Here is a 20,475-nt window from a genome sequence, read left to right as displayed (position 1 = left end):
TGCGCTGCAAACAAACCGTGTCTTACGCCGATTTCGAGGCGGGAGGAAGCCGGCCCTCAACCCTTGCGGCCACCCTGCCCGGCGCGGCGGGCGGCAAAACGCTCGGCGGTTCCGAAGGCATCGGAAATGAGGACCGCAAGGACGGCGACGATAAGACCGCCCTGCACGATATAGGCCAGATTGTTGGACAAAAGCCCCGCAATGATGACCTCTCCCAGTGTCCTCGCGGCCACGGTGGAGCCGATCGTGGCGGTGGCGAGGCCGATGATGGCCGACAGGCGGATACCCGCCAGGATGACGGGCAGCGCCAGCGGCAGCTCGACACGCCACAACCTTTGGGCGTTGGTCATTCCCGTGCCACGGGCCGCCTCCATGACCGCCGGCGGCAGGGTCGTCAGCCCGGTCATGGTGTTTTCGAAGATCGGCAGGAGGCCATAGAGGAACAGGGCGATCAGTGTCGGCGCCTCGCCGAAGCCAACGGCCGGCACGGCCAGGGCCAGCACGGCGACGGGCGGAAAGGTCTGGCCGACATTGACCACACTGCGCGACAGGGGAAGAAAATCCCGGCCGCCCGGCCGCGTAACCAGGATGGCCAGAAGAACCGCGACCAGCGTCGCCGCCGCCGTCGCGATGGCCACGGTCTGAAGGTGTTGGAGCGTCAGCCCCAGAAGGTCGCCCTGCGCATAGATGGCCGGCGCGTCGTTCTGCGTCAGCGGCCGCAGCAGCGGCGCGAAGCGCTGCGGCATCGTCAGGAAGGCGACGAGCAGGCCGGCGAGCGCCAGACGCAGGACCAGGGCGGCGGACAGCCTCATGCGGGGCGTGCCGCCTCCGCGATCAGCCGCGCACGCCGCACGATGCCGAGCGCGGCCCCGCCCCGCTCCGCGATGACGGGCGCGGCCTCGCGGCCGGACCAGAGGAGTTCGGCCAGAGCATCGCGCCGGCTCGTCGCCGAAGCGATGGGCGTGCCGGCCGCCGAACCCTCTTCCACCATGTCCGCGACCTTGCCGAGCGACAGGAAGCGGAAGGGCCGCTCGGAGGCGCCGATCAACTCCTCGACAAAGGGCGTGGCCGGACGGGCGAGAATCTGCGCGGGCGTGTCGTATTGAAGGAGCCGCCCATCATCCATGACGGCGATCCGGTCGCCCATATGGATCGCCTCCTCCATATCGTGCGTGACGAAGATGATCGTCGTCCCGAAGCGCTTCTGGATATCCAGGAGATCGGCCTGTGCCTTGGCGCGGATGATCGGGTCGAGGGCCCCGAAAGGCTCGTCCATCAGGAGGATGTTCGGCTCGGCCGCCAGCGCCCGCGCCACGCCAACGCGCTGCTGCTGGCCGCCGGACAATTCGTGCGGATAGCGTGGCCCGTATTGCGCCGGATCGAGCTGGAAGAGGGACAGGAGTTCACGCACCCGCGCTTCGATCCGCTCGCGATCCCAGCCAAGAAGGCCTGGCACGGTGGCGATATTCTCGGCGACGGTGCGGTGCGGGAAGAGACCGTGATTCTGGATCACATAGCCGATGCGCCGGCGCAATTCGTGCGCCGGCAGGCTTCGATTGTCCTGCCCGTCGATCAGGATCCGGCCATGGGTCGGCTCCGTCATGCGGTTGATCATGCGCATCAGTGTCGTCTTGCCGGAGCCGGAGGTCCCGACGATGGCCGTCACGCTGCGTGGCTCCACGGTGAAGCTCACATCGTTCACGACGGCGTTGTCGCCATAGAGCTTGGTTAGGCCTGAAATCTCGATCATGCCCGTTCTCCGGTTGTTCGATGGCTGGATGCCTCCACCGCGGCATCCAGAATGACGGCGGCGCTGAAGGCCAGGATCACGGTCGGCAGGGCGCCCAGAAGGACCAGGTCCATGGCCGTCTGCCCGATCCCCTGAAAGACGAAGACGCCGAGCCCGCCGCCGCCGATCAGGGCGGCGATGGTCGCCAGGCCGATATTCTGGACGAGGACGATCCGGATGCCCGTCAGTATAACCGGAAAGGCCAAGGGCAGCTCGACCGACAGGAGGCGCTGGCGGTCCGTCATGCCCACCCCGCGCGCCGCATCGTCGGCCTCGGGCGGGATGCTGGCGAGCCCCACCACCGTATTGGCGACGACGGGCAGCAGTGAATAGAGGAACAGCGCCACGAAGGCCGGCGCCACCCCGATCCCGCGTATGCCGAGCGCCGCCGCCAGAGGCACGTTGGCTGCCAGCCAACCGAGCGGCGCGATGAGCAGGCCGAACAGTGCGATGGAGGGGATGGTCTGCACGATGTTGAGGCTCGACAGGATGGGCGTGCGCAGGCGCGCCACCCGGTGGCAGGCGATGCCGAGCGGCACGCCGATCACCACCGATGCGGCGAGCGAGCCGAGCGCCAGCACCAGATGCCGGCCGAGCTCCCGCCAGAAGCTGTCGGCCCGGCTGTCATATTCGCGCATGAGGGAAAGCCCGTCCCATCGGCCCGACCAGAGGATGAGCGCCAGGCAGCCGATCGCCGCCGCCAGAATGGCGATGCGCGCCACGGGAGGCGGCCGCAGCCGTGTCAGGGCGTCGGTCGCCATGAGGCCGAAAGCGAAGAGGAGCAGCCAGAAGCCCGAGGATGGCGATACGCGCGCATAGGCATTGCCCGGCGCGACGAGATGATCGGGCACCATGCCGATCGACAGCGCGATGGCCAGAAGCGCGGCCAAAGCTGCCAGAAGGCGCGGCACGGCCGGCGTGCGCAGGAGGCCGATCAGCGCGGCCGCGCACAGGACCGTGCCGGCGGCCAGGAAGGCCGGCAGCGCCAGGGCATCGGCCAGCGAAACGCCCTCTCCGGCGACGATCCGGTTGGCCCGGAACACGGCAAAGGGCAGCGCCAGCAGCGCCACCCCCACCAGCCCGGCGATCAGTACGCCCAGCCTGTCCAGTCGCGGCATCTCGCCTCCTGCGGCCGAGCCCTACTTCAGAAGGCCCTTGCCCGTCAGATACTCCTGCGCGACGGCCCGTGCGGGCTCTCCGCCGAGCTGCACCCTGCCATTCAGCTCCTGCAGCGTGGCGAGGTCCAGGGACTTAAAGACCGGCGCCAGGATCTCCTGGATCTGCGGATTGGCCTCCAGCACGGCCTGCCGGATGATGGGCGCAGGCTGGTAGACCGGCTGGACGGACTTATCGTCCTCCAGGACCTTCAGCCCAGCCGCGGAAATGCCGCCATCCGTGCCGTAGACCATGGCGGCGTTCACACCGTTCGTGCCCTGCGCGGCCGCGGCGATGGTCGCCGCCGTATCCCCGCCCGACAAGGTAAGGAGCTGATCCGGCGACAGGGTGAAGCCGTAGGCGCTCTGGAAGGCGGGCAAGGCTGCCGCGCTGTTCACGAACTCCGCCGACGCGGCCAGTTTGATGTCGCCCCCGCCTGCGACATAGGCGCCGAACTGCGACAGCGTCGACAGATCGTGCTCCTGTGCGAGCGGCCCGGTCACCGCGATGCCCCAGGTGTTGTTGGCCGGCGCCGGCGTAAGCCAGACGATCTTGTTGGCCTCCAGATCCAGCGTGCGGGCCGCCTCATAGGCCTTGGCGGCGTCGTTCCAGGTGTCGGTCTGCGACGCCTCGTTGAAGAAGAACGCCGCATTGCCCGTATATTCGGGGTAGATGTCGATCTCTCCGGCGATGATCGCCTGCCGCACGATGGGCGTGCCGCCGAGCTGGATGCGATCCGTCGTCTCGATACCGCCATTCTGCAGCGCCAGAAGGATCATATTGCCGAGCACGCCGCCTTCCGTATCGATCTTGGAGGATACGACCACGGGGGCGGCAAGGGCTGGACCTGCCAGGAACGCCGCCACGGCGGCGGCCATCACGAATTGACGCATGGTTGTAAGCCCTTCTTCCTGCGCTCGACGCTTTCGTGAAGACTTAGGTATCAAGATCGGGAAGGAAATGCGCGCGCGCACCGCCAAACGCAAAAAGGCAGTGGCCGACGCCTCATGCGTCCTCGTCTGCCGCCTGCAGGTGCTTGCGCACCAGGCGCTGCGTGGCGTCGTCCAGCTCCAGATTCTGCAACAGGGCCTGGAGGCTCGGCTCCACCACCATGACGGCGGCCTGCGCGGGCGTGACCCAGACCATGCGCCGCTGGTTCTGCTCCTTCCAGGTCGCGCGCATACCGGTGACGACCAGCAGGAACACGGTGACATCCGCGAAGATGAACGCCTTGCGCCCGCGCTTCCAGTATTGAAACGTATCGTAGGGCTTCTTGTAGATCTTGCCCACCACACCGGCTTCTTCCAGCGCCTCGATCGCCGCCGCGCGGGCGGGCGTCTTGCCACGCATCAGATTGCCCTTGGGCAGCACCCAGCGCTGCGTCTCCCGCGAGGTGATGAGCAGGACACGCAGATTGTCGTCTTCGTCGATGCGCAGCGGAAGCGCGGCCACCTGCTGGCGGACGTCCTTGTTCGGGCGTTTCCTGGCCTTCTTGTCAGCCATCGGCATCGGCTCCATCCGGCGGACGCTCCGGAATGATGACGAGTTCCCCGTGGCGCACGCTGCGCTCGGCGATCACATGTTCGGCGAAGTGGCGCACCGTTTCGATCTCCCCCTTCAGCACGGACACCTCCAAACAGGAATCATGGTCCAGGTGAACGTGCAGGCTGGCGAGCGACAATTCATGATGATCGTGATGGGCGTTTGTCAGTCGCCGCGAAAGATCGCGCGCGCTGTGGTCATAGGTATAGACGAGCGCTGCCATGCACTGTCCGCCGGCATGTTCCTCCACGGCCGCATCGCGCAGGCCCGCCCGCACCAGATCGCGGACGGCTTCCGACCGGTTCTGGTAATTGCGCTGGGCGATGATGCGGTCGAGCTCGCGCATCAACGCGTCGTCCAGTGTCACGGTAACCCGCTGCATCGCCTATCCCCGCCATCCGGACGAACCCATGCAGACCGGGGAAGTATGATGTTTTAGTCTGGACGTCATACTCTCGCAGCCATATCGTCGCATGTGATTCGGTTGAACCCCCATTCAATTTAGGCCCTTTCCGATGCGTGTTCGCAGAATTTTGAGTTGGTTTGCAATCTTCCTGCTGCTTGCCGCCGCGGGCGCGGCGCCGGCTCGGGCAGAAGAGGCGGCCGGGCGCGCTTTGGTGCTGGCGATTGGGGGTGAGCCGGAAACGGGCTACGATTCCCTGATGGGCTGGGGTTCCTACGGCCACCCCCTGTTTCAATCGACGCTCATGGTGCGCGATGCCGATCTGCAGAGCCAGCCGGACCTTGCGCAAAGCGCGACCCTGTCGTCCGATCGCCTCGAATGGACCGTGCGCATCCGGACGGATGCCCGCTTCTCGGACGGCTCGCCGCTGACGGCGCAGGATGTCGCCTTCACCTTCACGAAGGCGAAGGATGCGGCGGGTGCGCTGGACCTGTCGGCCCTCGACAGCGCCCAGGCGCTGGACGACCGCACGATCCTCTTCCGGCTGAAGCGGCCCGCCATTACCTTCACGGAGTTCTTCCATACGCTCGGCATCGTCCCGGCGGCGTCCTACGGGCCCGGCTATGCCCGCATGCCCATCGGCTCGGGGCCCTACCGCCTGGTTTCCTGGCAGGAGGGCGAGCAGCTCATCGTCGAGCGCAACCCGCTCTATTACGGCGCCGCCCCGCAATTCGACAGGATCACCTTCCTTTTCACCGGAGAGGACGGGGCGCTTGCGGCAGCGCGCGCCGGGGCGGCCGACATCGTGGCGGTTCCCGGGCTTCTGGCCGAACGCGTACCGGACGGCTATGTCCGCACGGCCGTCCAGACGGTCGACAACCGGGGCATTAGCCTGCCGACCATCCCGGCCGGCCGACAGGATGGCGCAGGGCGGCCGATCGGCAACGACGTGACTGCCGATCTTGCCTTGCGCCGCGCCATCGATCTGGCGGTGAACCGCGACGCGCTCGTCACTGTGGCACTGGGCGGCCAGGGCACGCCGGCCTTCGGCCCGGCCGACGGCCTGCCCTGGGGTGCTGATGCGCGAGCGCGCAAGGCCGACCCGCAGGCCGCAGCCGCGCTACTGGACGAAGCCGGCTGGCGCATGGGGGACGATGGCGTGCGCAGCCGCGCGGGCGTGCGCGCATCCCTCCCCCTGAATTACCCGGCCGGCGACCGGACACGCCAGGTCCTGGCAGAAGCCGTCTCGGCCATGTTGCAGCCGCTGGGCATCCAGCTCACGCCCAAGGGCGGTTCCTGGAGTGCCATACGCCAGGTCATGCACGCCGAACCCGTGGTCTTCGGCTTCGGCAGCCATTCCCCCTTCGAGGTCTACAGCCTTTACCATTCCTCCCTGGCCGGCAACGGCTACATGAACCCGACCTACTACGCCAATCCGAGCGTCGACGCGCATCTGGACGCGGCCCAGTCCGCCGCCAGCCTGGACGAGTCCTACCCCGCCTGGCGCGCCGCTGCCTTCGACGGCACGACCGGCTATGATGCCCGGGGCGATGTCGCCTATGCCTGGCTCGTCAATCTCAAGCATGTCTATTTCGTGCGGTCCTGCCTCGATCTGGGCCGAACGCAGATCGAGCCGCACGGCCATGGCTGGCCGATCACCGCAGGCCTGTCGCAGTGGCGCTGGACCTGCCCGTGATTACACGCGCAGCCGGGTGGGCGGCCCTGGGCTTCGGCCTCGGCCGGACCATCGCCCTCCTGGCCTTCGTCGCCGCATCCGCCTTTCTTCTCCTGCGCCTGTCCCCCATCGATCCGGTGGATGCCTATCTCGGACCGGCCATGGCGCGCGTCGGCGTGGAGCAGAAGGCCGCCATCGCGGCGGCCTGGGGGCTCGACCGGCCGTGGCCGGTGCAATTCCTGGCCTGGGCCGGCAATCTTGCATCGGGCAATCTGGGCTTCAGCATCACCTATAACGCACCGGTGGCGGAGGTCATCCGCGCCCGTATCGGGCCGAGCCTGGCGCTGACGGGCATGGCCTGGCTCCTGTCCGGGTGCCTCGGCTTCGGCCTCGGCATCCTGGCCGCGCTGCATCGGGACAGATGGCCGGACCGGCTCCTGACGGGCTGGTTCTTTCTTCTGGCATCCACGCCGACATTCTGGCTCGGCATGCTGGCGCTGACGGTCTTTTCGGTGGAGCTCGGATGGGCGCCGCTGTGCTGCGCAGGCCCCATCGGCGTTGCGCCCGATGCGGTCACGATGGGCGAGCGCATCCACCACCTCGTCCTGCCGCTCGCCGTCCTGACGGCCTTCGGCGTGGCGCAGATCGGCCTGCATACGCGCAGCAAGGCGCTGGATATCCTGGCTTGCGACTATGTGCTTCTGGCCCGTGCGCAAGGCGCCGGCACACTCGACATCGTGCGCCGGCACGTCATGCGCAATGCGGCCCTGCCGGGCCTGGCGCTTCTCTTCGCCTCCATCGGAGAGATCATCGGCGGCGCCATGCTCGCGGAACAGGTCTTCGCCTATCCGGGGATCGGCCGGGCGCTGGTGGAAGCCGGCCTTCGGCAGGACGTGCCGCTGCTTCTGGCGCTGACGCTGCTGACGGCGGCCATCGTCGCCTCCGGCGGCGCCATCGCCCGGTTTCTGGCCCGGCGGCTCGATCCGCGCCTGGAGGCCATGGCGTGACGGGGGCGCAGGACAGGTCGGCCACCTTCGCCGCGCCCGGCCTGCGGCGCGCCGTGGTGGCGGCTTTCCTCCTGGTGGTGCTGGCAGCGGCAGCGCTTGCCACGCCGCCCAGCGTGCCGGTGGATTTTGCGGCCCGCTTCCAGCCACCCATGTGGCAACACCCGTTCGGAACGGATTCCCTCGGCCGCGACATGCTCACCCGCAGCCTGGCGGGGCTCGGCCTCAGCCTGCGCATCGGGCTGATCGCCGCCGCCCTGTCCGCCGCTGTGGCGCTGGCCCTCGCCATGGCGGCCAGCCTGTCCGGGCTTGCCGGCCGCCTCGTCTCCTTCCTGACGGATGCGGTGCTCAGCCTGCCGCATCTCGTCCTTTTGATCCTCCTGTCCTTTGCCTTCGGCGGCGGCGCGGATGCCGTCGTCGCGGCCATCGCCCTGTCGCACTGGCCGCGCCTGACGCGGCTTCTGCGGCTCGAGATCGCGCAGGTCCTGGCATCGGACTATGTTGCCACGGCACGCGCTTTCGGCCGCTCGCGGCTGCAGGTGGCGGCGACGCACCTCACCCCGCATCTTCTGCCACAGCTCGGCGTCGGCACGCTCCTCCTGATGCCGCACGCCGTCCTGCACGAGGCGGGGATGACCTTTCTCGGCTTCGGCCTGGAGCCGACCCGCCCCGCCATCGGCATTCTCCTGGCCGAGGCGATGCAATCGATCAGCGCCGGCCATTGGTGGCTCGGGCTTTTTCCGGGCCTCGTCCTGGTCCTCGCCGTTGCCCTGATCGCGCGGATCGGCGCCGCCTTCGGGCGTCTAGCCGGCAACCGCCATGCCGGGCATGCCGCATGATGGAGGTGCAGGGCCTTTGCGTCGATCTTGTCCTGCCGGCAGGTGGCTTCCGCATGCGGCGCATGCCGACGCTGCAGCATGTCCGCTTTACCGTGTCACCCGGCCAAATCCTCGCGGTTCTCGGCGAGTCGGGCGCCGGCAAAAGCGTGTTGCTTCTGGCGTTGATGGGCCTTCTGCCCCCCGGCGCCCGGCGCCACGGAACGATCCGCCTGGACGGGCAGCCCGCGACCGATGCGCAGTTGCGGGCGGCCTGCGGGCGCATGATCGGCTTTGCGCCGCAATCCCTGTCGCATCTCGATCCGACGGCCAGCATCGGGCGGCAGATCACTTGGGCCGCACGGCGTGCCGGCCTGCCGCGCGGCGCGGTGCGGGACGCGGTCGCCCGCAGCTTCGACCGCTTCGCCTTGCCGGCCGGGACGGCCGACCTGTTCCCCCACCAGCTGTCTGGTGGCATGGCGCGGCGCGTCCTTCTGTCCCTCGCCACGGTGGGCAGGCCGCGTCTCCTCCTCGTCGATGAGCCGACGGCCGGTCTCGACAGCGCCAATGCCGCGCGCGTGGCCGATGATCTGGCGCGCATCACCAGGGATGGGGTCGCCGTCATCGTCGTCACCCACGATCTGCCGCTCGCTTTGCGCTGCGCCGGCCCCATCGCCCTCATGCGCCATGGCCGCATGCTCGGCCTGACGGATGGTCATGGCGTGCGCACAGGCGGCGCCGACCCTGCCAGCGCCTATGCCCATGCGCTCTTTCGGGCCCTGCCGGAACAGGGGATGCAGGAGGCGCCGCATGCTTGAGGCGCAGGGCATTGCGGCCACGCGCGGCGGTCGCAGGCTCCTCGACCGTGTCGATCTGTCGGTCGGTCGCGGAGAGATCGTCGGCCTCGCCGGCCCGTCGGGCGTCGGCAAGACCACACTCGGCCTGATCCTGGCCGGCCGGCTCGCGCCGCAGGCCGGCACCGTTCGCCCGGCCCCGGAACGCAAGCGCGGCCCGCATCCGGTGCAATATGTGGCGCAGGATCCGGCGCAATCCATGAACCCGCGCTGGCGGGTCGGGCGTATCCTGACGGAAGCCTTCGCGCCGGATGCGGCGCTTCTGGCCGCCCTCGGCATCGACCAAAGCTGGCACGACCGCCTGCCGCACATGCTGTCCGGCGGGCAGCAGGCGCGGATCGCCCTGGCGCGGGCACTGGCCCCGGGCGTCCATTACCTCGTCCTCGACGAGATCACCGCCGCGCTGGACCCCCTGTCGCAGGCGGCGCTCTGGCGCGTCGTCACAGGGCTGGCGCGCACGCGCAGGCTCGGCATCCTGGCGATCAGCCATGACGAGCCTCTGCTGGCCTGCATCGCCGATCGCGTCCACCGCCTGTGACCGGCATGCGCAGCGTCTGATAACTTGACTATTACAATCAAATTTAATAGCGCTGACCGACCAGAAAGGAAGGCACCCATGGTCCTGCGCGCGCAATCCATCGTCGACGTCGCCGAGCCGAACCGGCTCCTCGCCGCCTTGTGCAGCCACTATGCCGAGCATGGCGCCGTCAGCCAGACGGACGATGCGGCGCGGATCGTGGTCAGCTTCGGTGAGGCGCATTTCCGGCTGCGCGACGGGCGCTTGCACATCGAGGCGGAATCGGTCGACGAAACGGGCCTTGCCTATATGAAGATGGGCGTCACCAGCCATCTGCGCGAGTTCGCACCCGAGCCCCCGCTTGCCGTGCGGTGGCAGGGCGATGGCGCGGTCGGTGTCGCCCCGCCCTTCTTCCGGGCCATGCAGGTCCGGGAGAGCCGGCGGCTGACGCCGCATATGCAGCGCATCACGCTCTGCGGCCAGGATCTGGCCCGCTTCGCCACGGGCGGGCTGCATGTCCGTCTGGCCTTCCCGCCCCAGGGCCGCGCACCGGTCTGGCCGGTCATGGCAGAGGACGGGATACCGGTCTGGCCGCAGGGGGACGATCAGTTCATCCTGCGGGTCTACACGATCCGGTCGATCGACCTTGCCGCCCAGACGGTCGAGATCGACATGGTGGTCCATCCGGGCGTCGAGGCGGCGCCGGGGTCCGATTTCGCACTGGCCGCACGGCCCGGCGATGTCGTCGGCATGGTCGGCCCCGGTGGCGGCTTCCTGCCGGAATGCGACGATCTTCTGCTTCTGGGCGACGAGACCGCCTTGCCGGCCATTGCCCGTATTCTGGAGGCCGCGCCCCCGCAGACCCGCGCGACGGCCTATATCGAGGTCGATGGCCCGGCCGAGGAACAGATCCTGTCGACCCGCGCGCAGGCGCAGATCACCTACCTCCACCGCAACGGCGCTGAAGCCGGAACCACGACGCTCCTGGCCGATGCGCTGATGGCGCAAACGCGCGATGGCATTTCCCCGCAGCGCTATGTCTGGGCGGCGGGCGAGTTTTCGGCGTTCCGGGCCATGCGTCGCCATATGCGCCAGACGCTCGCCCACCCGAAGGACAGGCACATGGTGGCGACCTATTGGCGGCGCGGATTGGCGGGCGACGCCGCGCGCAAGGGCACGCGCGAGCCGGATTGACGCTTTCCCGCCCGGCCCGGCACGTCCTATAAGATGCCGGTACGGACGAGGAGCCCTGAATGACGCCGCCGCACCCCGGAACTGAAGGACGCGCCCGATCCCTGCGGAGCCGGCCCTGATGTCGGAGACGACACCGCGCATCGGGCCCATCCTCCAGCGCGAGCGCAAGGCGCGCGGCCTGTCGCTGGAACAGCTTGCCACCCTGTCCGGCGTATCGCGCTCCATGCTGTCGCAGATCGAACGCGGCGCCGCCAACCCGACCTTCGCCGTCCTCTGGAGCCTGACCCGCGCCCTACAGATCGACTTTTCCGAGCTGATCGGCGGTGCGCGCACCCCCACCATGGACGTGCCGGCCATCGATGTCGTCAGCCGCCACAACACGCCGGAAATCCGCAGCCCGGACGGAACCTGCCGCCTGCGCATCCTGTCGCCGCCCCGGTTGGCGGGACTGACCGAATGGTACGAGGTGGAGATCGCCCCCGGCGGCCGGCTCGACAGTGCCGCCCATGCCGCCGGCGCCTTCGAGCATCTGACGGCCCTGACATCCGGCCTGGAAGTGACGAGCGGCGGCGCGTCCCGCATGCTGGAGGCGGGCGAAACCGCCCGCTACAAGGCGGACATTCCCCATGCGATCCGCAATGCCGGCGGTGAAACCGCACGCGCCCTCATGGTGTTGCTCTATCGTTAGGGGCGCACCGCCCCATTGCGATTTGTCCATTATACTGTAATTTCCAGCATAATGGATTTGGCAAGGAGGCGTCATGACCGCCCGGTTTTTCGAGCATCTGCAGGAGACGCTGGCCCAGATCGAGGATGATGGGCTCTACAAGCGCGAACGGCTGATCGCCGGGCCACAGGGCGGGCGCATCGAGATCGCCGAGGGCGAGCGCCGACGGCAGGTGGTCAACCTCTGCGCCAACAACTATCTCGGCCTGGCCGACCACCCCGACATCGTGGCTGCCGCCCGCGCCGGGCTGGACGAATTCGGCTTCGGCATGGCCTCGGTGCGCTTCATCTGCGGCGCGCAGACGCTGCACCGTGCCCTGGAGCAGGAGATCGCCCGCTATCTCGGCACGGATGACGCGATCCTCTTCGCCGCCTGTTTCGACGCCAATGGCGGCGTCTTCGAGCCGCTTCTGGGTGGTGAAGACGCCATCATTTCCGACACCCTCAACCATGCCTCGATCATCGATGGCGTGCGCCTCAGCAAGGCGGCGCGCTACCGCTTCGCCAATGGCGATATGGACGAATTGGAAACCCGGCTGAAAGAGGCGGATGCCGCCGGGGCGCGGTTCAAGCTGATCGTCACCGACGGCGTCTTCTCCATGGACGGGTACCTTGCCGACCTGCCCTCCATCTGCGCTCTGGCCGAACGCTACGGCGCCCTCGTCATGGTGGATGATTGCCACGCCACGGGGCATCTGGGCCAGGAGGGCCGCGGCACGCCCACCCTGTCGGGCGTGGGCGACCGCGTACAGATCATCACCGGAACGCTCGGCAAGAGCCTGGGCGGGGCGATGGGCGGCTTCGTCGCCGCGCCGCAGCCGGTGATCGATCTTCTGCGCCAGCGTGCGCGGCCCTATCTCTTTTCCAACAGCCTGGCGCCGGCCGTCGCCGCCGGCTCGCTCAAGGCCATTGCCATCGCCCGCGCGGCCGATGACAGGCGCTCACGCCTGGCCGCCCATACGAAGCGCTTCCGCGCCGGGATGGAAGCGGCAGGCTTCGAACTCCTGCCCGGAAGCACGCCGATCATTCCCGTCATGCTGCACGATGCGCGCAAGGCGCAGGACATGGCCGCCGCGCTCGATGCGCGCGGTGTCTTCGTGGCCGGCTTCTTCTTCCCCGTCGTGCCGAAGGGCAAGGCGCGCATCCGCACCCAGATGTCCGCCGCGCTGACCGAGGCGGATGTCGATTTTGCCATAGACGCATTCGCCGATGCCGGCCATGCGCTGCGCCTCGTCTGAAGGACACCGCCATGTCGACCATGAAGGCCCTCGTGAAATCCCGTGGCGAGCCGGGGCTCTGGCTCGAGGAACAGCCGATCCCGCAGATCGGCCCGGACGAAGTGCTGATCGAAGTCGCCAAGACGGGAATCTGCGGGACGGACATTCACATCTATGCCTGGGACGACTGGGCCAGACGGACCGTGCCCGTGCCGCTGGTCACCGGCCATGAATATGCCGGCCGCATCGTGGAGGTCGGTTCGGCAGTGCGCAACCTGTCGGTCGGGCAGCGCGTCTCGGGCGAAGGCCATGTCATCGGCATGAAGAGCCGCGCCGCGCGCGGCGGCAAGTTCCATCTGGACCCGGAAACCAAGGGCGTCGGCGTCAACATTCCGGGGGCCTTCGCGCAGTATCTCAAGCTGCCGGCCTTCAACGTTGTCCCCCTGCCGGACGATATCGACGACGAGCTCGGCGCGATCCTCGATCCCCTGGGCAATGCCGTGCACACGGCCCTGTCCTTCGACCTCGTGGGGGAGGACGTCTTGATCACCGGTGCCGGGCCGATCGGCATCATGAGCGCGGCCGTCGCGCGCCATGTCGGCGCGCGCCACGTGGTCATCACCGATGTGAACCCGTCGCGGCTGGAACTCGCCGGCCGTATCGCCGACGTGGTGCCCGTCAATGTGGCGGTGGAGGATCTGGCAGAGGTGAAGGCGCGGCTCGGCCTCAAGGAAGGGTTCGACGTCGGCTTCGAAATGAGCGGCGCGCCCGCAGCCTTCGACCAGATGGTGGATCAGCTCCTGATGGGCGGCAAGATCGCCATGCTCGGCATCCCGCCCCGGCCCGCCCCCGTCGACTGGACGCGCGTCGTCTTCAAGATGCTGACCATCAAAGGCGTTTACGGGCGCGAAATGTTCGAGACATGGCACAAGATGCTCGCCATGCTGCAAAGCGGCCTCGACATACGCGGCGTGATCACCCACCGCATGGATGCCGGCGATTATCGCACGGCCTTCGAGACCATGATGCGCGGTGAAAGCGGTAAGATCGTCCTCGACTGGTCCAGGATGGGGCCGGCTCAGGCAGCGTAGTCGAAACCGATATCCAGGATCGGCGCGGAATGGGTGATCCAGCCGCAGGAGATCAGGTCCACCCCGGCCGCGGCGATGGCCGGGGCCGTATCCGCGGTGATCCGGCCCGATGCCTCGGTGATGGCGCGGCCGCCGACGATCGCCACCCCTTCCGCCAGCATGGCCGGCGCCATATTGTCGAGGAGCACGGCATCGACGCCGAGCGCCATGGCGGCGCGCAGCTGATCCAGCGTATCCACCTCGACCTCGATCTTGACCATGTGGCCGGCATGCTGCCGGGCGCGCTCGACGGCCGGCTGGATGCCGCCGGCAATGGCCACATGGTTGTCCTTGATCAGGATGGCATCGTCCAGTCCGAAGCGGTGATTGCCGCCGCCGCCGGCCCGCACGGCATATTTTTCCACCGCACGCAGGCCCGGCGTCGTCTTGCGCGTGCAGACGATCTGCGCGCGATGGCCTGCCACCGCCGCCACCAGCCCGGCCGTCGCCGTGGCGATGCCGGACAGGCGGCACAGAAGGTTCAGCGCCGTGCGCTCGGCGGTCAGAAGGCCGCGTGTCGGCCCCTCCAGCGTGGCGATGGCCGTGCCGGGCACAACGCGGCCTCCATCCGGCCGGTGAACCTCCATGAGGGTGCCGGCATCCATCAGCCGGAAGGCAATGCGCGCAAGGTCCAGGCCCGCCACGATGCCCTCCTGGCGTGCGACGAGTTGCAGCCGCGTGCGGTGCCCTGCGGGCACGATGGCATCGGTGGTGATGTCGCCGGCGCGGCCGAGATCCTCCAGGAGCGTGGCGCGCACGATGGGTTCGAGCATCAGGTCGGGCAGGGCAACGAGCATGGATCGTGTTCCGTCGGTCTTGAAGGGAGGCAGCGTCAGGCGCTCAGCGCCAGAGGATCGGCTTCGGCCGATCCCATGGCCTGCGCATAGGTGGACAGGGTGGAGGCGGCCGGCAGGGTGGCAGGGTAATCCGTCCGGCAGTGGGCGCCACGGCTTTCCCGCCGCGCCAGCGCGCCGGCGGCGATCATCAGCGCGGCGGCGGCGGCGTCCGATCGCGGGGCAAGCCGGCGCAGGTGCAGGACCGCGCCTGCCAGCGCGCCGCCTTCGCGCTCCAGCATGAGCGCCCGCCCCAGAATGGCGCGCACCTGCGGCAGGGCCGGATCGGGCGGCGGCAGTTCCGTGTGGGCGGGCGCCGGGGGCGCCTCGCGCGCGGCCCGCTCCAGGCTGGCCGCCACGCGGGGCCCGCAAACCGCTCCTTCCAGGAGCGAGTTGCTGGCCAGCCTGTTGGCGCCGTGCAGGCCCGTCGCGGCGACTTCGCCGACGGCCCAGAGGCCCGGCAGGCTGCTGCGCCCTTCCGCATCCACGGCGATCCCGCCCATATGGTAATGGGCTGCCGGACGCACCGGGATCGGCTCTTGTGCCGGGTCGATCCCCTGCGCGCGGCACAGGGCGTCGATGCCGGGAAAGCGGGTCGCGAAGTGGCGGCCGAGCGCCGGGCGCGCATCCAGGAACACGCGCGCCCCGGCCGCGATACGCCGCTGGATGGCGCGGGCCACGACATCCCGGGGGGCCAGTTCGCGCCCCGCAATGCCGGACATGAAGCGCATCCCGGCATCGTCGATCAGCACCGCGCCCTCGCCGCGCACCGCCTCGCTGACGAGCGGCAGGGGATCGAGCGTGCAGTCGAGCGCCGTCGGATGGAACTGGACGAACTCGGCATCGCGGATCAGCGCGCCGGCGCGGGCGGCCAGCGCCAGCCCACGGCCGGTATTGCCGAGCGGATTGGTCGTCGCCGGGAACAGGCCGCCGACGCCGCCCGTCGCCAGAACGAGGCGCCCGGTCGCAAGGGTGAGCGGGCCGGAAGGCCGCCGGAGCAGCACGCCGGCGATCCGCCCCTCCCGCACATGAAGGCGTACGAGCTCCGCATGCTCGATGATCGTCACATGCGCCGCGCGCCGCAGGGCCTGTGTCAGCGCGCGCATGATATCGGCGCCCGTCCCATCACCGGCGACATGCAGGATACGGTTCTGCCCGTGCGCCGCCTCCAGCCCCAGTGCATGGGCGCCGTCCGGCCCCCGGTCGAACCGGACGCCGAGGCTTTCGAGCCGCGCCACCGCGGCCGGGGCCTGTGACAGGATCGCGCCGGCGGCGGCTGCGTCGCACAGGCCGTCGCCCGCCGCGAGCGTATCGTTCAGGTGCTGGGCCGCGTCGTCGCCCGGGCCGATGGCGGCGGCCACGCCGCCCTGCGCCAGCCGGCTCGACGACAGCGAACCGAGCGCCCCCGCGCAGACGAGGACACAATCCTCCTGCAGGGCGAGCGCCGTCATCGCCCCGGCGATCCCGGCCCCCACGATGACGGAGCGGCCGGTCATACGGCCAGCATCCGCTCGACGGCCAGCCGCGCGCGCTCCGCCACGGCGGGGTCGACGGTCACCTCGTGGCGGCCCGTTTCCAGCGCTTGCCGGATGTTTGCAAGCGTGATGCGCTTCATGTGCGGGCACAGGTTGCACGGCCGGATGAAGTCGACCTCCGGATGGTGGACGGCCACGTTGTCGCTCATCGAACATTCCGTCAGTAGCACGACGCGCGGCGGCTTGCGCTGTTCCACATAGTCGGACAGCATCGCCGTCGACCCTGCGAAATCGGCCGCCTCGACCACCTCCGGCGGGCATTCCGGATGCGCAAGCACCACGATGCCGGGGTGGCTTTCCCGCAATTGCGCAATGTCCTGCGGCGTGAATTGCTCATGCACCTCGCAATGCCCGGCCCAGGTGATGATCTCGACCGAGGTCTCCCGGGCGATGTTCTGCGCCAGATACTCGTCCGGCAGCATGATGACGCGCGGCACGCCGAGCGATTCCACCACGGCGCGAGCATTGCCGGAGGTGCAGCATATGTCGGACTCGGCCTTCACGTCCGCCGAGGTGTTGACATAGGTGATCACCGGCACGCCGGGGTAGCGCTGGCGCAGAAGGCGGATATCGGCGGCGGTGATGCTGTCGGCGAGCGAGCAGCCTGCCCCCATGTCGGGGATCAGCACCGTCTTGGACGGGTTCAGGAGCTTGGCCGTTTCCGCCATGAAGTGGACGCCGGCCAGGACGATGACGTCGGCATCGACATCCATGGCACGCCGCGCCAACGCCAGGCTGTCGCCCACCACGTCGGCCACGCAGTGGAAAATTTCCGGCGACTGGTAGTTATGCGCCAGGATGATGGCGTTCCGCTCCCGCTTCAGGCGCAGGATGGCGTCGACATCGCCCGCCATGGTCGGCCACTCCACCCGGGGAATGACACGTGCGACACGCTCGTAGAGGGGCGCGGTTCGTTCGAGGAGGGCTGTATCGAGGGCCATTTGTAATGCTCACGGTGAGTATATGTCACGCATATGCTTACCATGAGCATAAGCCCTGTCAAGAGCGGATGAGCGGGAGCTTCGTGCCCGTGGCGGCGCGTTCGGCCACGACCTCGCGGCGGAAGCGGAACAGCTTGGCAGGCCGGCCGCCCGTATCGCCCGTGACGTCGCCGGTTTCCTCGACGAGCTGCTGCTGCTCGATCAGCCGCCGGAAATTCTGCTTGTGCACGAGCCGGCCCGACAGGGCTTCCACGCTGCGCTGCAATTGCAGGAGCGTGAAGGTTTCGGGCATGAGTTCGAAGACGACCGGGCGGTATTTGATCTTGGCGCGCAGGCGCGCGATCCCCGTGGCGAGGATCCGCCGGTGGTCGCCCTCCATCGGCAGGCCCGTTGCCAGCGCCGCCGCCTGTCCGGCGCCCCGGTCGCGGCGCGCTTCGGCGACCAGCCCAGCCTCATAGAGAAGCTCGTAGCGTTGCAGCACGAGTTCCTCGTTCCACCCCTCCCCTTGCGCGCCGAAGGACGTGGCGACGCGCTGGAGGAACCCGGGCGCAGTGTCCGCCTGCGACAGGGCCTGACGCAAAGCGGCGACGAGGGGCGGCTCCCCCGTGCGGTGATCTTCCCACGGAAAATGACGGTACCAGTCGACCCAGCCGGCGCCGCCATCCATCTGCGCCGAACCGCGGCGCGTCAGCCCCAGATAGCTGATCGAAATGACGCGCCCTCCGTCGCCGTCGCGGCCGCGATCGGCAAAGGTGTAGAGTTGTTCGAGGTAGCCGAGCGGATGGTGGGTCTGTTCCTCGACCCACCGCCGCAGCCCCTCCTGCAACGAGCGGTGTTCGAGCTCGAAGGGGCCGGACGGCAGGGTTCTGCCCTGGCCGGTCGTCAGGACGAGCGGCACACCGTCCGAGACGGCGGCCAGCACCGCGATAAGATCCGCGGAAACCGTATTCGAACCGGTGCTGACGATTGTCGAGGGCATTCCCGCTCCCATCATGATGCTCTCTGCAGATAGCGCAGACACGCATGGGATTGAATACGCCGCCGCGTCCGCGTTACCTGCAGCATCGCGTCGGAAGCGCCGCCACGGGCAAGGTGGCAGCGCTGCCGGAAGTGTTCCAGGGGAGGAAATACCATTATGTCGCTATCGCTGTTCGATCTATCCGGCCGCCGCGCCCTCATCACGGGCTCCAGCCAGGGGATCGGCCTTGCGCTGGCGGAGGGGCTGGGCCGTGCCGGCGCCTCGATCGTCCTGAACGGTCGGGATGCGCAACGCCTGGAGGCGGCGGCGGACGGGCTACGCCAGGCCGGGCTCGACGCGCAAACGGCGGTCTTCGACGTGACGGACGCGGCGGATGTCCGCGCGGGCGTGGACCGCGTCGAGAATGAGATCGGGCCCATCGACATCCTGATCAACAATGCCGGCATCCAACGCCGCGCGCCGCTCGAAAATTTCGAGGTGGATACCTGGCGGGAGATCGTTTCGGCCAATCTGGACAGCGTCTTCTTCGTCGGTCAGGCTGTCGCCCGGCATATGATCCCGCGCAAGCGTGGCAAGATCATCAACATTGCCAGCCTGCAGAGCGAGGCCGCCCGCTACTCCATCGCGCCCTACACCGCCACCAAGGGCGCCGTGAAGAACCTGACGAAGGGCATGTGCACCGATTGGGCACGCCACGGATTGCAGATCAACGCCATCGGTCCGGGCTATTTCGCAACGCCCTTGAACAAGGCCCTGGTGGAGGATCCGGTCTTCGATGCATGGCTGCGCAGCCGCACGCCGGCCGGCCGCTGGGGCAATGTCCAGGAGTTGCAGGGCGCAGCCATCTTCCTGGCGTCGAGCGCCTCCGACTTCGTCAACGGGCAGACGCTCTATGTCGATGGCGGCGTCCTCGCCACGCTCTAGGACTTCCCGGTTGAACCGGCAGGGCTGCATTGTGTAGTAATGGCCTCCACTTATCGAAAGGATTGCAGAGTGGGGGTGACACAGACGCTTCCGGATGAAGGCGAGGCCCTGTCGGTCGTCGCCTCCGGCCTGTCCCGCCGCATCGGCGATCACGCCATCCTGACCGATATCGACCTGTCCGTCGCCGCCGGTGAGATCGTCTGCCTGGTCGGGCATTCGGGCTGCGGCAAGTCCTCGCTCCTGCGGCTCCTTGCCGGGGTCGATGCGCCCAGCGGCGGCACCATTCGCCTGGGTGAGCGGATCGTGGCCGGGCCAGGCCGTTTCGTGGAACCGGAACAGCGCGGCGTCGGCCTGATGTTCCAGGATTACGCGCTCTTTCCGCACATGACCGTGGCGCAGAATGTCGGCTTCGGCCTGCGCAAGCACGGACGGGGCGAAGTCGCCGCGCGGGTCGCCTCCACGCTCCAGCGGCTCGGCATCGCGCATTTCGCCGACCGCTATCCGCACATGCTGTCGGGCGGTGAGCAGCAGCGCGTGGCCCTGGCCCGCGCCATCGCCCCCAAGCCCGGCGTTCTGCTGATGGACGAGCCCTTCTCCAACCTCGACAGCCGATTGCGCGAAACGGTCCGGGTGGAAACGCTGGATCTCCTGCGTCAACTCGGGACGACGGTCGTCCTGGTGACACACGATCCGCAGGAAGCCCTGATGCTGTCGGATCGCGTTGCGCTGATGCGGGCGGGACGCATCGTCCAGGCCGGCACGGGGCGTGAGCTCTACCACCAGCCCGCGACCCCCTTCGTCGCCCGCTTTTTCAGCGATTTCAACGAAGTCACCGGGCGGTGCAGGAATGGCATGGTCGAAACGCCGCTCGGCCGCGTCCCCGCCCCCGCCGGCACGCGCGACGGGGAAAACCTCCTGGTGCTCGTGCGGCCCGGTGGCCTCCACCCGAGCGAGTCCGCCGACAGTATTGAGGCGGAGATCGTCCATCGCCAGTTCTGCGGTGAAATGGAACAGATCGGCCTGCGCATCGATACGCTTCCGCAAATCATAACCATTCGAAGAAACGCCGGCGATCTTGCTTCCCATCCGGCACGGCTGCGCCTGGCGCTCGATCATAAGGAAGCCTTTGTGTTTCCGACATCATTAATGAATTCTTCGCGAGTGGCCGATTGAAACTTGACTAGGCGGGTCATGTATCGTTTTGTCCCCCCGCCGGCGAAGGACCGCCGATTGAAGCAAGGG

General features: G+C 68.4%; 21 protein-coding genes. 11 read left to right on the top strand and 10 right to left on the bottom strand.

Going from position 1 to position 20,475, the window contains the following annotated elements; genetic code table 11:
* Positions 1–56: 56 nt before the first annotated feature.
* From AUL30_RS14840 to nikR, 6 genes are all read right to left on the bottom strand, one after another.
* Positions 57–812 (bottom strand): ABC transporter permease, encoded by a 756-nt coding sequence (locus AUL30_RS14840; RefSeq protein WP_062228676.1) that lies wholly within the window; start codon positions 810–812, stop codon positions 57–59.
* Positions 809–1,750 carry an ABC transporter ATP-binding protein gene (locus AUL30_RS14835; protein ID WP_062228675.1) on the bottom strand — a complete coding sequence of 314 codons (942 nt, stop codon included), beginning with the start codon at positions 1,748–1,750 and terminating at the stop codon, positions 809–811. Before AUL30_RS14835 ends, AUL30_RS14840 begins: the two co-directional genes overlap by 4 nt.
* Positions 1,747–2,907 (bottom strand): ABC transporter permease, encoded by a 1,161-nt coding sequence (locus AUL30_RS14830; protein ID WP_062228674.1) that lies wholly within the window; start codon positions 2,905–2,907, stop codon positions 1,747–1,749. The genes AUL30_RS14835 and AUL30_RS14830 overlap by 4 nt, the downstream gene beginning before the upstream one ends.
* A 21-nt stretch (positions 2,908–2,928) precedes the next feature.
* The gene (gene osmF, locus AUL30_RS14825) at positions 2,929–3,837 is read right to left on the bottom strand and encodes a glycine betaine ABC transporter substrate-binding protein OsmF (protein WP_062228673.1); all 909 of its coding nucleotides are present in this window, start codon (positions 3,835–3,837) and stop codon (positions 2,929–2,931) included.
* 112 nt (positions 3,838–3,949) lie between these two features.
* Positions 3,950–4,447, bottom strand: a complete 498-nt coding sequence (locus AUL30_RS14820; RefSeq protein ID WP_192843074.1) for an NUDIX hydrolase — start codon at positions 4,445–4,447, stop codon at positions 3,950–3,952.
* Positions 4,440–4,868 (bottom strand): nickel-responsive transcriptional regulator NikR, encoded by a 429-nt coding sequence (nikR, locus tag AUL30_RS14815; RefSeq protein WP_062228671.1) that lies wholly within the window; start codon positions 4,866–4,868, stop codon positions 4,440–4,442. Before nikR ends, AUL30_RS14820 begins: the two co-directional genes overlap by 8 nt.
* A 151-nt stretch (positions 4,869–5,019) precedes the next feature.
* On the opposite strand from nikR, the gene AUL30_RS14810 reads away from it, so the two are divergent.
* The 9 genes from AUL30_RS14810 (at position 5,020) to tdh (ending at position 13,982) form a co-directional block, all read left to right on the top strand.
* A complete protein-coding gene (locus AUL30_RS14810; protein WP_244490849.1) occupies positions 5,020–6,585 on the top strand; it encodes an ABC transporter substrate-binding protein in 1,566 nt (521 codons plus the stop codon).
* Positions 6,582–7,571 carry an ABC transporter permease gene (locus AUL30_RS14805; RefSeq protein WP_244490848.1) on the top strand — a complete coding sequence of 330 codons (990 nt, stop codon included), beginning with the start codon at positions 6,582–6,584 and terminating at the stop codon, positions 7,569–7,571. The genes AUL30_RS14810 and AUL30_RS14805 overlap by 4 nt, the downstream gene beginning before the upstream one ends.
* Positions 7,568–8,407 (top strand): ABC transporter permease, encoded by an 840-nt coding sequence (locus AUL30_RS14800; protein WP_157070190.1) that lies wholly within the window; start codon positions 7,568–7,570, stop codon positions 8,405–8,407. Before AUL30_RS14805 ends, AUL30_RS14800 begins: the two co-directional genes overlap by 4 nt.
* Positions 8,404–9,201, top strand: a complete 798-nt coding sequence (locus AUL30_RS14795) for an ATP-binding cassette domain-containing protein (RefSeq protein ID WP_062228669.1) — start codon at positions 8,404–8,406, stop codon at positions 9,199–9,201. Before AUL30_RS14800 ends, AUL30_RS14795 begins: the two co-directional genes overlap by 4 nt.
* Complete coding sequence (locus AUL30_RS14790; protein WP_062228668.1) at positions 9,194–9,775, top strand: ATP-binding cassette domain-containing protein; 582 nt, start codon at positions 9,194–9,196, stop codon at positions 9,773–9,775. Before AUL30_RS14795 ends, AUL30_RS14790 begins: the two co-directional genes overlap by 8 nt.
* A gap of 78 nt (positions 9,776–9,853) precedes the next feature.
* Positions 9,854–10,948, top strand: a complete 1,095-nt coding sequence (locus AUL30_RS14785) for a siderophore-interacting protein (RefSeq protein ID WP_062228667.1) — start codon at positions 9,854–9,856, stop codon at positions 10,946–10,948.
* A 118-nt stretch (positions 10,949–11,066) separates the two neighbouring features.
* Complete coding sequence (locus tag AUL30_RS14780) at positions 11,067–11,636, top strand: helix-turn-helix domain-containing protein (RefSeq protein WP_062228666.1); 570 nt, start codon at positions 11,067–11,069, stop codon at positions 11,634–11,636.
* 73 nt (positions 11,637–11,709) lie between these two features.
* A complete protein-coding gene (locus tag AUL30_RS14775; protein ID WP_062228665.1) occupies positions 11,710–12,912 on the top strand; it encodes a glycine C-acetyltransferase in 1,203 nt (400 codons plus the stop codon).
* A 20-nt stretch (positions 12,913–12,932) separates the two neighbouring features.
* Complete coding sequence (gene tdh / locus AUL30_RS14770; RefSeq protein ID WP_062228695.1) at positions 12,933–13,982, top strand: L-threonine 3-dehydrogenase; 1,050 nt, start codon at positions 12,933–12,935, stop codon at positions 13,980–13,982.
* Here tdh and nadC read toward each other — a convergent pair.
* Genes nadC through AUL30_RS14750 form a run of 4 tightly spaced genes read right to left on the bottom strand, consistent with a single transcriptional unit; the run spans position 13,970 to position 18,309 of the window.
* Complete coding sequence (nadC, locus tag AUL30_RS14765; RefSeq protein WP_062228664.1) at positions 13,970–14,818, bottom strand: carboxylating nicotinate-nucleotide diphosphorylase; 849 nt, start codon at positions 14,816–14,818, stop codon at positions 13,970–13,972. The two genes, tdh and nadC, sit on opposite strands and share 13 nt — an antisense overlap.
* A 35-nt stretch (positions 14,819–14,853) precedes the next feature.
* Positions 14,854–16,350: an L-aspartate oxidase gene (locus AUL30_RS14760; RefSeq protein ID WP_062228663.1), complete on the bottom strand. Its 1,497-nt coding sequence runs from the start codon at positions 16,348–16,350 to the stop codon at positions 14,854–14,856.
* The gene (nadA, locus tag AUL30_RS14755) at positions 16,347–17,330 is read right to left on the bottom strand and encodes a quinolinate synthase NadA (protein WP_062228662.1); all 984 of its coding nucleotides are present in this window, start codon (positions 17,328–17,330) and stop codon (positions 16,347–16,349) included. The genes AUL30_RS14760 and nadA overlap by 4 nt, the downstream gene beginning before the upstream one ends.
* A 58-nt stretch (positions 17,331–17,388) precedes the next feature.
* The gene (locus AUL30_RS14750) at positions 17,389–18,309 is read right to left on the bottom strand and encodes an NUDIX hydrolase (RefSeq protein ID WP_157070189.1); all 921 of its coding nucleotides are present in this window, start codon (positions 18,307–18,309) and stop codon (positions 17,389–17,391) included.
* A 156-nt stretch (positions 18,310–18,465) separates the two neighbouring features.
* Between AUL30_RS14750 and AUL30_RS14745 the strand changes: the two genes are divergently transcribed.
* Both AUL30_RS14745 and AUL30_RS14740 read left to right on the top strand, forming a co-directional pair.
* On the top strand, positions 18,466–19,233 hold the full coding sequence (locus AUL30_RS14745) for an SDR family oxidoreductase (RefSeq protein ID WP_083507961.1): 768 nt from the start codon (positions 18,466–18,468) through the stop codon (positions 19,231–19,233).
* Positions 19,234–19,308: 75 nt separating this feature from the next.
* Positions 19,309–20,406, top strand: coding sequence for an ABC transporter ATP-binding protein (locus AUL30_RS14740; protein ID WP_244490846.1), 1,098 nt, complete (start codon positions 19,309–19,311; stop codon positions 20,404–20,406).
* The last annotated feature ends 69 nt before the right edge of the window (positions 20,407–20,475 follow it).

The organism is Aureimonas frigidaquae (assembly GCF_001463905.1).
Lineage (GTDB): Bacteria > Pseudomonadota > Alphaproteobacteria > Rhizobiales > Rhizobiaceae > Aureimonas > Aureimonas frigidaquae.
This window is presented reverse-complemented; position numbering and strand designations above follow the sequence as displayed.

Bases quoted from the DNA above. Each gene is read 5' to 3' on its own strand.
- AUL30_RS14840 (WP_062228676.1), bottom strand. From the start codon at position 812: ATGAGGCTGTCCGCCGCCCTGGTCCTGCGTCTGGCGCTCGCCGGCCTG.
- AUL30_RS14835 (WP_062228675.1), bottom strand. From the start codon at position 1,750: ATGATCGAGATTTCAGGCCTAACCAAGCTCTATGGCGACAACGCCGTC.
- AUL30_RS14830 (WP_062228674.1), bottom strand. From the start codon at position 2,907: ATGCCGCGACTGGACAGGCTGGGCGTACTGATCGCCGGGCTGGTGGGG.
- osmF (WP_062228673.1), bottom strand. From the start codon at position 3,837: ATGCGTCAATTCGTGATGGCCGCCGCCGTGGCGGCGTTCCTGGCAGGT.
- AUL30_RS14820 (WP_192843074.1), bottom strand. From the start codon at position 4,447: ATGGCTGACAAGAAGGCCAGGAAACGCCCGAACAAGGACGTCCGCCAG.
- nikR (WP_062228671.1), bottom strand. From the start codon at position 4,868: ATGCAGCGGGTTACCGTGACACTGGACGACGCGTTGATGCGCGAGCTC.
- AUL30_RS14795 (WP_062228669.1), top strand. From the start codon at position 8,404: ATGATGGAGGTGCAGGGCCTTTGCGTCGATCTTGTCCTGCCGGCAGGT.
- AUL30_RS14790 (WP_062228668.1), top strand. From the start codon at position 9,194: ATGCTTGAGGCGCAGGGCATTGCGGCCACGCGCGGCGGTCGCAGGCTC.
- AUL30_RS14785 (WP_062228667.1), top strand. From the start codon at position 9,854: ATGGTCCTGCGCGCGCAATCCATCGTCGACGTCGCCGAGCCGAACCGG.
- AUL30_RS14780 (WP_062228666.1), top strand. From the start codon at position 11,067: ATGTCGGAGACGACACCGCGCATCGGGCCCATCCTCCAGCGCGAGCGC.
- AUL30_RS14775 (WP_062228665.1), top strand. From the start codon at position 11,710: ATGACCGCCCGGTTTTTCGAGCATCTGCAGGAGACGCTGGCCCAGATC.
- tdh (WP_062228695.1), top strand. From the start codon at position 12,933: ATGAAGGCCCTCGTGAAATCCCGTGGCGAGCCGGGGCTCTGGCTCGAG.
- nadC (WP_062228664.1), bottom strand. From the start codon at position 14,818: ATGCTCGTTGCCCTGCCCGACCTGATGCTCGAACCCATCGTGCGCGCC.
- AUL30_RS14760 (WP_062228663.1), bottom strand. From the start codon at position 16,350: ATGACCGGCCGCTCCGTCATCGTGGGGGCCGGGATCGCCGGGGCGATG.
- nadA (WP_062228662.1), bottom strand. From the start codon at position 17,330: ATGGCCCTCGATACAGCCCTCCTCGAACGAACCGCGCCCCTCTACGAG.
- AUL30_RS14750 (WP_157070189.1), bottom strand. From the start codon at position 18,309: ATGCCCTCGACAATCGTCAGCACCGGTTCGAATACGGTTTCCGCGGAT.
- AUL30_RS14745 (WP_083507961.1), top strand. From the start codon at position 18,466: ATGTCGCTATCGCTGTTCGATCTATCCGGCCGCCGCGCCCTCATCACG.